Source organism: Sorangiineae bacterium MSr12523, from assembly GCA_037157775.1.
Lineage (GTDB): Bacteria > Myxococcota_A > Polyangia > Polyangiales > Polyangiaceae > Pendulispora > Pendulispora brunnea.
Map to the genome: position 1 here is coordinate 5,540,864 of CP089982.1, position 15,704 is coordinate 5,556,567.

General features: G+C 65.7%; 8 protein-coding genes. 1 reads left to right on the forward strand and 7 read right to left on the reverse strand.

The window, feature by feature from the left end:
* Positions 1–17: 17 nt before the first annotated feature.
* Positions 18–1,991 (forward strand): ATP-binding protein, encoded by a 1,974-nt coding sequence (locus tag LZC95_21225; GenBank protein WXA99330.1) that lies wholly within the window; start codon positions 18–20, stop codon positions 1,989–1,991.
* On the opposite strand, the gene LZC95_21230 is transcribed toward LZC95_21225, so the two are convergent.
* From LZC95_21230 to LZC95_21260, 7 genes are read right to left on the reverse strand one after another with little or no spacing between them, the layout of a single operon-like run.
* Entirely contained in the window at positions 1,992–3,263 is a 1,272-nt protein-coding gene (locus tag LZC95_21230; GenBank protein ID WXA99331.1) for a hypothetical protein, read from the reverse strand. It lies immediately after the preceding gene.
* Between the two features lie 37 nt (positions 3,264–3,300).
* Positions 3,301–4,008 (reverse strand): hypothetical protein, encoded by a 708-nt coding sequence (locus LZC95_21235; GenBank protein ID WXA99332.1) that lies wholly within the window; start codon positions 4,006–4,008, stop codon positions 3,301–3,303.
* Entirely contained in the window at positions 3,995–4,462 is a 468-nt protein-coding gene (locus LZC95_21240; protein ID WXA99333.1) for an ester cyclase, read from the reverse strand. Before LZC95_21240 ends, LZC95_21235 begins: the two co-directional genes overlap by 14 nt.
* A gap of 12 nt (positions 4,463–4,474) precedes the next feature.
* Positions 4,475–6,511 (reverse strand): fused MFS/spermidine synthase, encoded by a 2,037-nt coding sequence (locus LZC95_21245; GenBank protein WXA99334.1) that lies wholly within the window; start codon positions 6,509–6,511, stop codon positions 4,475–4,477.
* Positions 6,508–7,404, reverse strand: a complete 897-nt coding sequence (locus LZC95_21250) for a cupin-like domain-containing protein (GenBank protein ID WXA99335.1) — start codon at positions 7,402–7,404, stop codon at positions 6,508–6,510. The genes LZC95_21245 and LZC95_21250 overlap by 4 nt, the downstream gene beginning before the upstream one ends.
* A gap of 3 nt (positions 7,405–7,407) precedes the next feature.
* Positions 7,408–8,679 carry an MFS transporter gene (locus LZC95_21255; GenBank protein WXA99336.1) on the reverse strand — a complete coding sequence of 424 codons (1,272 nt, stop codon included), beginning with the start codon at positions 8,677–8,679 and terminating at the stop codon, positions 7,408–7,410.
* On the reverse strand, positions 8,676–15,704 hold the full coding sequence (locus LZC95_21260) for an amino acid adenylation domain-containing protein (GenBank protein ID WXA99337.1): 7,029 nt from the start codon (positions 15,702–15,704) through the stop codon (positions 8,676–8,678). Before LZC95_21260 ends, LZC95_21255 begins: the two co-directional genes overlap by 4 nt.

The window sequence follows — 15,704 nt, forward strand, 5'->3', positions numbered from 1 at the left end:
CCCCGGAGTCCCCGCCCATGAGAGCCACCCTCGCGCTCGTCGTTCGGTTTGCCGCGCATGCCATTGCGGAAGCGCTCGCGCGTCGCAGCCCAGGAGCGGACACCTATTCGCCGCGTGCCGAGGTGGAACGGCTCGTGGCGGAGCTTTCCGCGCTCGATGCGGCAAGGACGGGGCTCGAACCGGGGGGGGCCGCGGAGCTTGCGCGCGACACACTCGATGACCTTGCGGAGTGGGACGGTGGCGATCCCCTCTTTCGTGCCGAGCGCGTCGTGGCAACGACCCGCATCGAACGCGACGTGTTTCGCCTCTTGCTCGCGTGCAGCCTCGACCCGCGCACGGGGATCCTCATGGCGCACCTGCACGACGCACTCAACGAGACCCGCCCCACCGTCGGAGCGCTCGCGGAAATACTTCGCGATCCCATCGCGGTGCTCGGGGCCTTCGACCCGGCCTCGGACCTGCGGCGATGCCTGACCGCCTCGCTCGAGCCCGATGCGCTTGCCCACTATGCGCACGCTGCGCTCGACCCGCGCGTCGTGCGCTACGTGACCTCAGGCGAGCTATCCCCGCACGTCACCACGGCGGGCACGTACACCCTCACCTCGGCGGTGGTCGTCGCGGCCTCGACGCCGCTCGCATCCCGGCAGCGCGCCGAGCCCCTTCCTCGATATGGCACCCTCATCGTCTCCGGTCCGCCGGGCATCGGGCGGCGCTCACTCGGGTTGGCGCTTGCCGCACGCGAACAGCGTGCGGCACTCGTCCTCCAAACGCGTGCCGCCGATGCATCGGCGCTCGTCACGCGCGCCATCCGCGATGCGCAGTTCGCGGGGGCGCGGCTCATCGTCTCGGGTCCGCTCGACCCTCCGTCGGCCGAGCTCCTCGCCGCCGCTGCGGTGCCCGTGGCCCTTGTCCTCGATGCAGGCGTCACCCTTCCGGAGCCGTTCTACCAGCGCCCCTTCACGCCCGTGGAGCTCCCCCTCCCCTCGGCCCTCGAGCGAACCCAAATCTGGCGCGATCTCCTCGGCGACGCCATCTCCGACGAGCGTGCCGCCGGCATCGCCGCGCGCTACGCCTTTACACCCGGGCAAATCCAGCGCGCGTCCATCCAAGCGACATCGTGCGGCCTCGAGAATGCATGCAAACTGCAACTGCACCATGGTCTCGATGGACTCGCCACCCGCGCGCAGCCGACGGAGGCGCGCTGGGACCGATTGGTCCTGCCGCCGGGCGCGCGCGAATCACTGCGCGCCATTTGCAACCAAGTCAAACACGGCGCTCATGTCGGTGAGACCTGGGGCTTCGCCCGCCATCACGCCCTTGGCCATGGCGTGAAAGCCCTCTTTTTCGGCCGGCCCGGTACGGGGAAAACCCTCGCGGCTGAAATCATCGCCAACGAACTCGATATGCCACTTTATCGAATCGACCTTTCGCGCATTCTTTCCAAGTGGATCGGCGAGACCGAGCAAAATCTGGGGCGCATTTTCGACGAGGCCAAGAAGGGCCAGAGCATTCTCTTCTTCGACGAGGCCGATAGCCTCTTTGCCAAGCGCACCGGCGTATCCTCCTCCACGGATCGCTATGCCAACATGGAGGTCAATTACCTGCTCCAGCGCGTCGAGGCCCACGAAGGTGTCATTCTCCTGGCCACCAACGCCAAGGCCAACATCGATGAAGCCTTTGCGCGACGCCTGCACTACGTCGTCGAATTCCCGGAGCCGGATGCGGCGGCCCGCGAACGCATTTGGCGCCTCGCCGTGCCGCCCGACGCGCCCGTTCATGCCGAGGTGGATTTCGCATTACTGGCACGCCGCTTCGAGATCCCCGGGGGCGCCATCAAAAACGCCGTTCTCTCCGCCGCCTATGGGGCCGCCGAATCCGACGCCCCGATTCGCCTCGCGCATATCCTCGTGGCCGTTCGCCGCGAATACGACAAGCTCGATCGGCTTTATCCCAAGGGCGATCTGGAACGCACCCTCGCGGCCGCCAGTTAGTCATTCGAAATACTGCTTGAAGCCGAATTGAACGAAGAAGTGCCGATCCGGATGGATCATCGTTCCCGCATCGAATCGAAGTAGCAGCTGCGTGAGCGACGTGGGAATGAGGCGCAGGCCACCGCCCGCCGACCAGGCCGACTGCGCAGTCATGGTTTCGGCGTGGGCGTCGAAGGGGCGAAACACGGCCGCGTCGGTAAAGAGCACGCCCTGCACCGCCCACCGGCGGGCGAACCGCCACGCTTGCCGGGCCTCCACGTTGACGAAGGCCTGCACCTGATTCCGAAAGAACGCGTCATCGAGGCCGCGCACGCCCTCGAGGCTGCCCAGGAGCGCGCTATGGTTCACGTTTCCCTTGGAAAAAACCTCTCCGCGCATCCGGACCATGAGCGCGGTCGTCTCCGTCGGGGCGATGGCGCCGATGAAGTTCACCTTGAGCGAGTGGCGCGGCTGGTTCGCCGGGAAAAATCCACCCGTGATTCCGTGGACCGTTAGCTCGACGCCGCTCGGGGCGAGATCGCGCCATGTGTAGCGATCCCACGTGATCTCGAGTGCCGAACGCACGGCGTGCCCGTCGCCCGGCGTGTAGGTGATATCGGGCTCGGTGCTCGTTTCTCGGTAATAGTTGAGAAATAGCTCGTAGCGAAGCGGTGTGCCGTACGTGAACGGTGGGTGCAGGCGGACCACCGCACCGGCGCGATTTCGGTACCAGCCATCGCCGGAATCGAAACGGAAGCCCGCACTTTGATAATACGCCTCCGCCCCCAGCATGAAGCTGTTGGCCGCGAAGACGTGCTCGGCGAAGCCAATTTCGAAGTTCGGTCCCCGCTGCTCGTAGCTCGCCTCGCCCCAAGCCATGAGCGCGCGGCCGAGAAAGTCGTATTCGGTGAGCCCGAGCATCACGTACGTGTCGGCCAGCGACTGCCCGCTGGAGAACTCGATCGAGGGCGTGAGCGTGAATTTGCGCCGCACCGCCACGTTCATCGTGCCCTTCGCGGCGTCGTAGCTCACCGAGACGGAATCGTAGATGCCCAGGTTGTTGATCCGGCGCTCGAACTCGACCATTTCGTCGCCGCGCATCGTCGCCGGCAAAGGCCGCGGTAGGAGCGACGCGATGGTGTCCTTGTGGGTCGTGCCACTCACCTCCAGGGCCCGCACCAGGGCGACCGTGGGAAACGAGACCACTTCGACCGAGGATTCGTCGTCGGCCCATGCGCTGCGAGGGGCCGCGCTCGCGGCCAACGCGAGCACGAACCCGAGCATTTTTTTCAAGCTAAGGTACATCGTGTACTGCAGGCCAAGGACCGGCTCAATCGAGGGGCGTGCTTGCCTCGATGAAGCCGAGAATCTTCTTCGCGACACCTGATTTCACCGGGTTCGTGCCATGAATCAGCTGCGAGCCCCAAAAGAGCGCCGTTCCCTTCGAGGCGCGGGTCGTCCAGCGTGTCTTCGGGATGCTGCGGAACCAATCGTTGTTGTAGGCAGCGAATGGAACGGTGCGGGGCGAGGCGGCATTGGGCATCCATACCTGCTCCGAGCCGCAGCTTTCCACGTAAAATTCGCCCCCCGTGAAGTCGTCCGCCAGCGTGATGCTGAAGGCGCCCGCCTTGCGTGGCGCGACATTGCCGGGAAGCCCCACCGAATCCACATGGGACGTGATGAGTTGTCCCGGCCCGTATTCGACGTACGTCCACTCGCGGGCCCAGGCTACCGACGGGTATACGCGGCGAATGTCCTCGATGCGCCGGTAAAAGGCCGTATCCAGCAAATCGAGCACGGATTCCGGGAGTTGCGACAGCTCCACCCGCCCGTTCGGCTCGAAGACGGACACCGTTTGCTTGGCGTTGAGTGCGAGGGGTCCCAGGTTGTGCACCGTCTGACCGTTTAGACCGGCCTGCAACTCGTCGGGACGGAGGCGCTCCTTGAGCGTGTCCATGCTCGAGAGCACCTTCGCGATCTCGTCGTCGGACAAGAAGCCTTCCACGCTGTGCGTGGCGAGTGTTTCACCGAGCAGCATCGACGTGACCTCCAGTCTGATTTGTCTGGTTTTGCGCACCGAACGAGGGAGCCATGCCCAATTGCGGAACGAGTTCCAAAAGCCCCGCTTCGATCTGCAGGCTGACCACCTTGCCCTGGCTCACGGAAAAGACGAACGACCCCGAAAACTGGACGGGCCGCCCCGTGGGATGAATGTTGAAAAGGCGCCCTCCGTGCGTGCCCCGCGCCACCCACCGGCAAGCCAGGCTGGAGCCCTGCCCTACCGTCTTGGTGCACTCGAAGACGAGATCCGGAAAGGCTGAACGGAAAAAGCCAACCAAGAATTGAAGCCCGCCGATTCCCGGCGGCAGCGGCGGAAATCCAAAGATGGCAGCGCTGGTGGCAACCTGAGGCGAAAACTCCGCGCCAGAGGCCGGCGGAGCTCCGTTGAACGTGCCAAAGATCAACGATTTTGCAGCATCTAGATCGAACATCGTGGGTCCCTTCTACATGCGACGAAGTGAATTGCTCATTTCCAACAAACTCGGAAGCGCGGCGGCCGCGCGGTTCTCCGAGATGTTCCACGCGGCGTCCAGATACCGTGCGAACGGCCCGGTGGCGTGTTTTTCCTCGACGATCTTCGCGTGGCAATCTTCCAGCGCCAGGGTGTGAAAGTACTTTGCCAAATCAGGATACGGCGATTCCTGCGATTGATTCATCCAGCGCTCCACATCCTCGCAATACCGAGTACCGCCGGGGCCCTTCATGTACCGCTGGAGCGCATCCACCGTCGGTCCATCCGATGAGGCGAATTCGACATAGTGCCGCGCAACGATGGCGTGAAGATCGGTCCGGTGCTCGAACTCGGCCCACGCGGGCTTGTCCTTCGCGTGGACAATCGACTTCAAATGACCGCCGAAATTCTGTTTGAGATGCAGAAGATGGTCGGGCACCCACGCATCGGAAAACGGTCGCACGGCCCGGCGCCCATCCGGAACGGGAACCAAGGTGAGCGCCGCCAGCGCCGCCGATGCGCGCACGTCGGTGGAGTGATTCTCCACGCGTGCGTAATCGGCCAACTCGGCGCGCAGGGCGGCGGGCTCCGTGGGCTCGGCAAAGGCGTAAAGGTGCCCGTGCAGAAAGAACTCGCTTTGAAAAAGCGAGGCAAACCCTGCGTGGAGCAACGATGACTGAAGATGCCGCGACGCGGAAAAGGCTTCTTCCTCGGCCAACCCGTCCGGAACGTAGTTGTCCATGAGGTTCGTATTCATGTGCAGGACGCCGTGGGGCGCGAGGCGCTTTTTGACGAGCTGCCAGAACTCCAGGGAGATGCAGTGCACCGGCACCTGCTCGCCGGCGAAGATGTCCGCGATGATGTAGTCGTACGTCTCCTGGGTCTCACGCAAAAAGACGCGCGCATCGTCGACGACGAACTTCACATGGGGATTCTCCAGCCGCGGAGCGTATTTCTTGGCCAAATCGACGAGCAACGGGTCGATTTCCACTGCGGTCACCTCCACGCTGGGGTCGAGGTCCATCAGGGCGGAGGCAACGCCACCGAGGGCGGTGCCGAGCAACAGGTACTTCTTCGCGCCCCGTACGACGCCCACGTTGATGTGCGCGGTGGTGAACTGATTCTTGAGCGGCTTTTTGGGGTGCACCTGCGAGTGCTCGTACCCGCGCCAGGGCATGAGCACCAGCTCCTCGTCGCCATCTCCGTCGAGCTCCCGAAAGACTTTGACGTTGCCGTAGTGCGACTCCGACTCGAAGACGAGCGTGCGCTGATTCTCCTGTACCGGCTCGCTCGACATCGCGGGGCGCGGTGCAATCACCAGCGCGATGATGGAGACCGCGGCGGTGATCGCCATGAGCGCGCGCTGCCGGCTTGCCGCGACCGCCCACCCCAGCACGAGCAACAACACGATGAAAAGCTTGAAAACTCGCATCGTACCGCCCACGCCGAAGTGCGGAATCAGCACGAACGACGGCAACAACGTGCCCACGATGCTCCCGATGGTCGAAATGGCCATCAAATTGCCGCTGGTGGCGCCCACGGCGGCCTCACTTGTGACGCTCGCATCCTTCGCATCGCGCGCCGCCACGACGGACATGACCTTGATCAGATAAGGCGATATCTGACTCAAGATGATCATCGGCACGAAATACAGAATGAACGTCGCCACCGACGGCGGAATCGATTGCGCCGCCAACAGGTTCGGCATGGCCTTTCGCAGGCCGAAGGACCAATCGAGGACCGGTTCGGCGAGCACGCCATCGACGAGAGCCGCGTAAAGCACCGCGCCCACGAGTTGAAGGAACAGCACGCCCAGCGACGAAGAGCGCTTGGAAATGGCACCTCCGAGGTAATAGCCCGCGGAGAGCGCAATCATGATCAGAGCGAGCAGCACGCCGGTCACGTAAATCGACGAGCCAAAGTTGGTTTGGAGCACGCGAAAGGCGCACATCTCCAGCAACATGACGGAGAAGCCGCCGCCAAAGGCGAGCAGGTAGCAATAACTGCGAAACAGTCCGGATCGGATCATGCGCGTTTCCCCATGAAGTTCGGGAGCCGGAGTTGCCGGCCATACTTGGCGACCCAATTGAAGGTCTCCATCCGCGCGCGATCGAGGCTTCGCCGGCGCTGGGTGAGTGCGGTAAATGCGAGCGGAATGCGGTGGCGTATGGGCAAACCGGTCGTGGAAGCCCAAATGCGCGCCGTCGAAGCTTGCACCGCAAAGGTGTTGATGTTGAGGGATACCTCCTCGGCGACCACGAAATGCCACCAGAAACGCGGCACGTACATCATATCCCCGGGCCGTAGGGTGGCTTTGACGAATTGGACATTGGCCGCGCGGGGATGACGCTCCAGATCGGGGGCCAGAGGATGAACGGGTGACGCGCTGAATTCGAACGGGTCGAGATTCGAATAATTGGACGGATGCGCGAGGTAGAACGTTTTGCTCCCGCACACCTGGAAATTCAGGTTCTCGAAGCCGAAATCGTGATGAAACCCCGACGTGCCGCCGGGGGGGGCGAGCCACAGATTGTGCATGAGAAAGGGCGCGGAAAAATATTCGCGGAAGTATCCGTCGCGTTCGAGTTCGTGGCGCAATTCGGGGATGATGTCGAGGAACTCGAGCGATCGCAGTCGGTACTCGCGGGAGCCCGACGTGATGTTGTCGATGACATCGGAAAGCTTCATCGGCACGTATTTGCGATGAACGGCGATGAATTCGCCGGTGTTCGCTTCGATCATGCGGTCGCCGAATCGTTGCTTGAGCAACTCCGGTGTCCAGCGCTCGCGCCAGCCGTGGGCATCGCCCTCGATGATCACGGGGCGGCCCGGTAGGAAATGCTCCTCGATGAACGTGGTTCGGCCCACGTTGGAGCGGCGTTCACACTCGACGAAAGGCAAGGCGGATAATTCGGTTTTCATGGCTCAAGGACTTCCAAGCTCGGGAAGCTCGTCTTCGATGTTGCGGATGCGCGGGTGGAAAAAGGTCACGCCGACCATCACCATGAGGACGAACCCGAGGGTGACGAACAGCAGGGAATTTCCGCGGGTATGGCCTCCCAGGAGGGCCACCAGCGGGCCGGCGGAGAGCTGCGCCACGGGGGCCACGCACCAGGCAATCATGGTGATGGCACCGAACACGCGGCCTTGCACGTCGGCGGCCACTTTGGACTGCCAAATGGCCAAGTTGGTGGTTTTGACCAAGGTGACGCTGAACATGATGGCGAAGCCCGCGGCGGCGATGAGCACCGCCGAACGCTGCAAGCCCGCCAGGACGAAGCTTGCGGCGTAGACAGCACCGAACGCGTACACGGCGAGGACGCGTCGGCGGGGGCCTCCCCAGATGCCCATGAGCACACTGCCGACCAGCACGCCCATACCGCAGCAGAAAAGTACGCGGCCGAGGATGACGCGGCCTTCCTCGGGCGACGGCACCATGTCGAGCACGTACGGCGTGAGCAACGTCTCGGCGGCGCACAAGGCGAAGTTGATCACCACGGCGAAGGAGACCAAACCGAGGAGTCCCGGGCGCTCGCCGATGTAGCGGAAGCCGAAGCGAATGTCGCCGAGGAGCCCCTGGGCCAAGGCGCCCTCGCCTTTCGGCGCCGCGGGGATCCGCACCAGGACGAGCGGCAGGAGCGCGACGGAAAAACTGACGAAATCGAGCAGGAGGACACCGCGCAGATCGATGGCCAGCAACAGGTACGGGCAAAGCAACGGCGGAACGAGCTGCTCGGCGGCCTGTGTGATGGTGGGCGCCACGGCGGCGCGCCCCAGGTCCTTCGAGGGCACCAAGACGGTGGCCACGGAGTTGAGGGCGGTGTTGCGGTAGGTGTGCGCGATGGCGCTCACCACGATGACGGGGTAGACGTGCCAGGTCCGGAGCCATCCCGCCGAGAGCAGCGCGAGGACGGCGAGCGTGCCCGTGGAGGCCAGCGACTCGGCCGCGATGAGGCCTTTTCTGCGGTCCCAGCGATCGATCAGCGAGCCCGCGAGCGGCGATAGCACGACGAATGGGATGGATCGGCATGCAATGGCGGCGCCGAAGCGGGTTACGGAGTGCGTTTCCTGGTAGACCCATACGCCGAGTGCGAAGGCCGTGAGACCGGAGCCCAAGAAGGACACGAACTGCCCGGCCATCATGGCGTAGAAGAGCGCGAGGCCGTTGGTGGGGCGGATGGTCTCCGAGCGGCTCACGCTTCCTCCTCGGGCATCGAAGCGCGTCGCACCAGGTCGGCCACGGCCTGCACGTGCGGCGATTTCACGAGACCATAGTGATCGGCGGCGAGCGCATGCGATTCGATGGCGAGGTCGGTCGTGCGCTGCCATGTGTCGCTCAGGATGGCGACGTGCGCGTCGGCCGCGATGAGCACGATTTTTCCCGTGTAGGCGCGCAGTTGGTAGTTCGAAAGCGCGCGCGCGTTGGCCTCGTACGTGCGCAGCACATGCTCGGGCGGCATGCCGGCTCCCTCGGGCAAGAGCTGCTGGAAGTCCTCGGCGATGGCCTCGCGTGAGGCCTCCTCGGACTGGAACGGGCGCGGATGGCTGTCCAGCAGCACGAGCGAGGCGACCGTTTCGCCTGCGGCGAGGAGCTGCTGCGCCATTTCGAAGGCGACCACGCCGCCCATCGACCAGCCCCCGAGATGATAAGGGCCTTTGGGCTGCGCGCGCCGGAGATCGGCAAGGTACGCCGCGGCCATGCCCTCGATGCGGTCGCGCGGCGTGGCTTCGCCGTCCAACCCGCGGGCCTGCAGCGCGAAGAAGGCGATGTCGGGCTTCAGCGCACGGGCGAGCTCGGCGTAGCAGAAGACGGATCCGCCAATCGGGTGGACCCAGAAGATCGCGGGGCCGGGGCCACCACCGAATGCGACCAAAGAGGAGCCGCGTGCATGGGTATCGCCGCCGCCGTCGATTTTGGCTGCCAGCTCCGCAAGCTGCGGGGCCGTGAAGAGGCTCCGCAGATGAACGGTGGTACCGAATCGCTCCTGGATGGCCGCGACCAGTCGCACCGCCAGGAGCGAGTGCCCTCCCAAATCGAAAAAGTCGTCCGTGCGGCCCACGCGCTCCGCACCGAGCAGCGTGCGCCAGCACTCGGCAAGCGCCACCTCGGTCGGCGTCTCCGGGGGCATGTGGTTCTCGTCGCCGGTCCGCCGCGGCGCCGGAAGCGCACGGCGATCGATTTTGCCATTGGGCGAGAGCGGCCACGCCTCGATGGCGACGAAGGCCGCGGGCACCATGTACTCGGGCAGCTGCCGGCGCAAAAAGCGACGCAGGTCCGTAGGCGAAGGCGCACCATCTTTCGCATGAAAATACGCGCAAAGAATGGCCTCCCCGCGATCGTCACGGATGGCCGCCACGGCCTCACCGATGGCCGGGTGCTGCTCGAGCACCGACTCGATCTCGCCGAGCTCGATGCGGTACCCGCGCAATTTGATCTGCGAGTCCATCCGGCCGAGGAACTCGTGCCCTCCGTCGCGGCGCCAACGAACGAGATCGCCCGTGAGGTAGAGGCGACTTCCGGGCGGCCCGAACGGATGCGGGACGAAGCGCTCCGCCGTGAGATCCGGTCGTCCCAAGTAACCGCGCGCCAGTCCGATGCCGCCCAGTGCGAGTTGGCCGGGAACTCCGACCGGCACGGGATCGAGCCGCTCGTCGAGGATGTACGTCTCGATGTTGGCCACGGGGTGGCCGATGCATACAGGGCCGGCGGCGGGGACCTCCGACGTGGTGGAGTAAATGGTCACTTCGGTGGGCCCGTAGCCGTTCCACACGCCACGGCCCGCGCGACTCCGAAGCGCGTCCGCGAGATCGCGGGACAGGGCTTCGCCGCCGCAGAGCACCTTGAGCTCCGGCACCGCGCCCAGGCCGGCTTCGATCAGCATGCGCCACATCGACGGTGTGGCCTGCATGAACGTGATGCCCGAGGTCTCGAGCACCTGCAGAAGCCGATGCGCATCGGAAACGGTGGCCTGGTCCGCCAGCACGATGCGGGCGCCCACCATGAGCGGCACATACAACTCGAGGGCCGCGATGTCGAACGCGAGGGTCGCCACCGCCAGGAGCCGATCGGCAGCGGTGAGCGCGAGCTCGTCCTGCATGGAGAGGATGACGTTGGTGAGCGCCTCGTGCGTCACCTGCACGCCCTTGGGCCGTCCCGTGGAACCCGACGTGTACAGCACGTACGCGAGCGAGCCGCCGGCTGGCGCCTGCGCGTGGTGGGGCGGAGCTTCCGCGTCCTCGTTCACATCGAGAACGCGCGCGCGGGTCGTTGCGAACCGCTCCCGCAACGATGCTTGCGTGATCAGCACCCGCGCGTTGGAGTCCTCCAGCACGTAGGCCGAGCGCTCCACCGGATGCGCCGGATCGAGCGGAACGTAGGCGCCCCCGGCTTTCAGCACGGCCAGAACGGCGACCACCATTTCCACGGATCGCTCGAGCGCAATGGCCACGGGCACATCCGGTTTCACGCCGAGTTGCACGAGGCGCCCCGCCAGGCGACGCGCGCGCGCATCGAGCTCGCGGTACGTGAGGGTTCGATCGCCAACTTGTAGCGCGATGGCGTTGGGCGTCTCGATGGCCTGCCGTTCGAACAGCTGGTGCACGCGAAGCCGGCTCGCCGGCGCATCGACGTGGGCGTTGGAGCGGCACCAGCCGGCGAAGAGTTGGCGCTCCTCGTCAGGCGGCAAACGGAGAGAGAGCTCCGAGACGCGATGCTCGGGGCGCGCCACCACGGCCTCGAGGAGTCTGACCAGGTGGGCGACCATGTCGCGCACCGTCTCTTCGTCGAAGAGCGCCGTGCTGTACTCGAGCCCACCTTCGAAACCGCCACCCGATTCGAACAGGACCAGGGTCAGGTCGAACCGGGCATTGTTCCGCGGCGGATCGATGGCCGCCACGCGCAGTCCCTCGAGGGCCGGCGGCGCGAACGGATAATTGTGGAGCACGAACATCGCCTGAAAGATGGGCGACGTCTTCAGGTTGCGATCGGGCTGGATGGCCTCGACCAGCTTCTCGAAGGGCAAATCCTGATGGGCATAGGCGCCCAGTGCCACATCGCGCACCCTACGCAAAAGCTCGCGAAAGCTGGGATCGCCCTCCAGATCGACCTTCAATGGAAGGGTGTTCACGAGCAGGCCGACGACGCCCTCCAACTCCTGATGGTGCCGGTTGGCGATGGGGCTGCCGATGACCACGCGCTCCTGCCGCGCATAGCGGCCGAGCAGCAGCGCATACGCCGCGAGCAAGGCCATGAACGAGCTCGCCCCTTCCTCGAGGCAGAGCGCGCGCAGCCTCTCGCCGAGTCCGGACGGAAGCGTCACCGGAAAGATGGCGCCGGGTTGGTCGACGGAAGCACCCCGGGGTCGGTCCAAGGGTAAATCCAGGACGCGCGGCGCCCCGTCCAGGTGCGCTTTCCAATACGCGAGGAGCGGCGCGAGGGCCTCTTCGTGCAAGGTCGTCCGCTGCCAATGCGCGAAGTCGCTGTACTGCACCGAGGGCGGCGGCAGTGGCGAAGACGATCCCGCGGCGAAGGCGCGGTAGATCGATTCGAGCTCGCGAACCAGGACGCCCATCGACCAGCCGTCGGTCACCAGGTGGTGCAAGTTGATGACGAGCAGGTGCCGCTCCTCGGCCTCGCGAACGAGCGTCACCTTCCAAAGCGGGCCCGCCTCCAAGTCGAAGAGCACCCCGGCCTCGCGTTCGAGGACCTGCTCCACCTCCCGCGCGCGTTCTTCGGGTGCGAGGGCGCTCAGGTCGACGAGATGAAGGGGGGCCTTTTGTCCCGCGGGATGAATGATCTGCCAGGGCTCGCCGCGCTCCGCCGTGAACGTGGTGCGCAGGGATTCGTGCCGCGCCGAAAGCTCGGCCAATGCGCGCTCGAGCACGGCCAGAGGCAGCAACCCCTCGAGGCGAAGCACCAGCGGGACGTTCTGCGTCGCGGTGCCGGGATAGAGCTGCTCGAGAAACCACATGCGCTCCTGCGGGAACGACAGGCGCGCGCGTTCGCGCGGAACCCGTTCGAACCGCCCCGCAATCGGGGCATCGGCCCCACGCGCCTGCTCGACGACGGTGGCCAGTCCCGCCACGGTGGGGGCTCCGAAGAGCGCGCGCAAAGGTAGCTCCACCTCGAGCTCGCGCCGCACCCGCGAGACGAGCCGGGTCGCCAGAAGCGAGTCGCCGCCGAGGTCGAAAAAGTCCTGCGTGACGCCGAGCCGGGAAACGTCGAGCACCTCGCTCCAAATCGCGGCCAGCTTCGACTCGAGCTCCGTCCGCGGTAAGAGCAACTCGGTCCCCGCCGACTCGGCCGGCGGCTCGGGCAGTGCGGCCCGATCCACTTTGCCGTTGGACGTAAGAGGCAACGCCTCGAGCTGCACGAAGACGGCAGGTACCATGTAACCCGGCAGGCGCCCCGCCGCGTGCTCCCCGAGCTGCCTTGCCTCGAGCGCGGCGCCATCGCGCCCCGTCACATAGGCGACCAAGCGCTTTCCTTTGACGAGAACTGCACACTCGGCCACGCACGGGTGCTGCGCCAACACGGATTCGATCTCGCCAAGCTCGATGCGAAAGCCGCGCAGCTTGATCTGATGGTCCACGCGACCGACGAAGTCGAGGACCCCATCGGGGAGGTAGCGCGCGATGTCGCCGGTCGCGTACATGCGTGCACCCGGCACCTTCGAGAATGGATTGGGCAGGAACTTCCGTGCCGTCAGGGAGGGATCGTTCGCGTACCCGAAGGCGACGGCATCGCCCGCGATGAAAAGTTCCCCCCGGACACCGATGGGGCACGGATTCAACGCAGCATCGAGAACGTGGTACTGCACGTTGGGCAAGGGGCGCCCGTACGGGATGCTCGCCCAGCCGGGCTCCACCCGGTCCACCACGTAATAGTTGGACCATACCGTCGACTCGGTGGCTCCGCCGATGTTGACCACCTTGGCACGCGGAAACACCGCGCCCACAGTCTCCGGCAGACGAAGCGGCATGGTTTCGCCACCGATGAGCACCCACCGCAAGGACTGCGTCTTCAGCCCCGGGGCCTCGGGCAGATCGTCCAGGAGCTGCACGAACAGGGCCGTCGCCGAATGCCAGACGGTGATGCCGGCATCGCAGAGGAGCTCGACGAGCTTTCGCGGCTCGCCGGTCACGGCGGGTGGGGCCACGACGATGGTTGCCCCAGCAACGAGGGGGCCCACCATGTCGTAAATGGATAGGTCGAACCCGAGGGATCCCGCGAACAGGAAGCGGTCCTCCTGCCCCAGCCCGAAGAGGCGGTTCGTGCAGGTGACCATGTTCACGAGGGCGCGGTGTTGCACGACGACGCCCTTCGGCTTACCCGTCGAGCCCGAGGTGAAGATGACGTAGGCCTCGCCTTCCGGCAGCGCGCTCGCGGGAAGGTCGTCCCCGGGGAACGCTGCGGACTCGTCCCCATCGAGCACGATGGCCTCGAACCGCTCCGCGCGGCGGCATCGCGCACGGGTGGTGAGCACCCGGCGAACCCCCACCGATTCGAGCACGTCCCGCAGGCGCGTGTCGGGCCACTCGGGATCGACGGGGACGTAGACGCCGCCCGCCTTCCACACGGCGAGAAGTGCCACGACGGCCCACGAGGACCGGTCCATGAGCACGGCCACCCGCTCCCCGGCGCATAAGCCGCGCGCACGCAGCGCATGGGCAACCCGGTTCGCGCGTTCGTTCAGGGTACGGTACGAGAGCGACTCGTCGCCCTCGACGACCGCCGTCGCATCGGGCGTGCGCCGGGCCTGTGCCTCGACGAGCGCATGGATGCACACGTCGTGCGGGTAATCGGCCGATGCGTCGTTCCACGCGTGGACGATCGTGTGGCGCTCCTCCGCGGAGAGCAGCGGCACGTCGAGCAGGCGCACGGCTTCGTTCGACACGACGGCCGTGAGGAGATTCTGCCAATGCGACACCATGCGGTCGATGGCCGCGGCATCGAAGATGTCGGTGGCGTACTCCAAATTGCCGACCAACCCGTCCGGCGTTTCTTTGAGCTCCAGCAGCAGGTCGAACTTGGACGTCCCCGTCGCAATCTCGATGGGCGCGAGCTCGAGGCCGGGGATCTGGACGTCGGCCAGCGGCGTATTCTGAAGGACGAACGCGGTCTGGAAGAGCGGCGTGCGGTTCTCGGCGCGCGGTACCTGGAGCTCGTCGACGAGCTTCTCGAGAGGCATGTCCTGATGCGCGTACGCTTCGAGCGACCGATCCCGAACTTGCCCGAGCACGTCCACGAAGCGGGGATCGTGCGCGAAGTCGATGCGCAGCGGCAGCATGTTCACGAAGTAGCCGATGAGGCCTTCGACCTCGGGCCGGTTCCGGTTTGCAATGGGCGCCCCGACGATGACGTCCGTCTGACCCGAGTACCGTGACAGCAGGGCGCCGAAACCGGCGAGCAACGTCATGAACAACGTCGCGCCTTGGCGCCGCGCCAAGCTGCGCAGAGCCTCGGTGAACGCCGCGTCGAACGCGATGTCCTTGCGCGCTCCCCCGCCCGACGATCGCGCCGGGCGCGGGCGGCTCGTCGGGAGATCGAGCACGCCGGAAGCGCCTTCCAGCCGCCGTTTCCAATATGCGAGCTGCCCATCGAGGCCGTTGCCCGCGAGCCACTGACGCTGCCAGACGGCAAAGTCGGCGTATTGGAGCGGGAGCTCCGGCAACGGCGACGGTGCGCCCGCCGCGTACGCGAGGTAGAGGGCCACGCACTCGCGAACAAGCACGGCCATCGACCATCCGTCCGAAACGACGTGGTGCATCGTGAGAAGCAGCACGTGCTCGTCGTGGCGAACTTTGATCAACCGGGCGCGAAAGAGCGGGCCCGCGGACAGATCGAACGGCGATGCCGCCTCGGCCTCGGCCTGCCGCATCATCTCCGCCTCGCCGTCGTCGAGCCCGGAGAGATCCACGTACGGCAGGGCGCGGTGCGATGGCGGGGCAACCACTTGCGCCGGCTCGTCGCCGATCAGTGCGAGGGTCGTCCGCAGCGATTCATGGCGGCGCACCACCTCGTCGAGCGCCCGTTCCAGCGCGAGGCGATCCAAGGTGCCGCGCAAACGCATGGCCTGGTGGACGTTGTACTGCGCGGAGCCGGGCTGCAGCTGGTCGAGAAACCAGAGGCGCTGTTGGGCAAAGGAGACCGGAAGGTGCTTCGGTTTGCGCGCGCGCTGTTCGAGCAGGCGGCGCAATGCGCTGCGATCGGTGGTCTGCAT

What these genes read in the sequence shown, in the direction of transcription:
- LZC95_21250 (WXA99335.1), bottom strand. Translation starts at nt 7,404, where the DNA reads ATGAAAACCGAATTATCCGCCTTGCCTTTCGTCGAGTGTGAACGCCGC.
- LZC95_21235 (WXA99332.1), bottom strand. Translation starts at nt 4,008, where the DNA reads ATGCTGCTCGGTGAAACACTCGCCACGCACAGCGTGGAAGGCTTCTTG.
- LZC95_21240 (WXA99333.1), bottom strand. Translation starts at nt 4,462, where the DNA reads ATGTTCGATCTAGATGCTGCAAAATCGTTGATCTTTGGCACGTTCAAC.
- LZC95_21260 (WXA99337.1), bottom strand. Translation starts at nt 15,704, where the DNA reads ATGCAGACCACCGATCGCAGCGCATTGCGCCGCCTGCTCGAACAGCGC.
- LZC95_21225 (WXA99330.1), top strand. Translation starts at nt 18, where the DNA reads ATGAGAGCCACCCTCGCGCTCGTCGTTCGGTTTGCCGCGCATGCCATT.
- LZC95_21245 (WXA99334.1), bottom strand. Translation starts at nt 6,511, where the DNA reads ATGATCCGATCCGGACTGTTTCGCAGTTATTGCTACCTGCTCGCCTTT.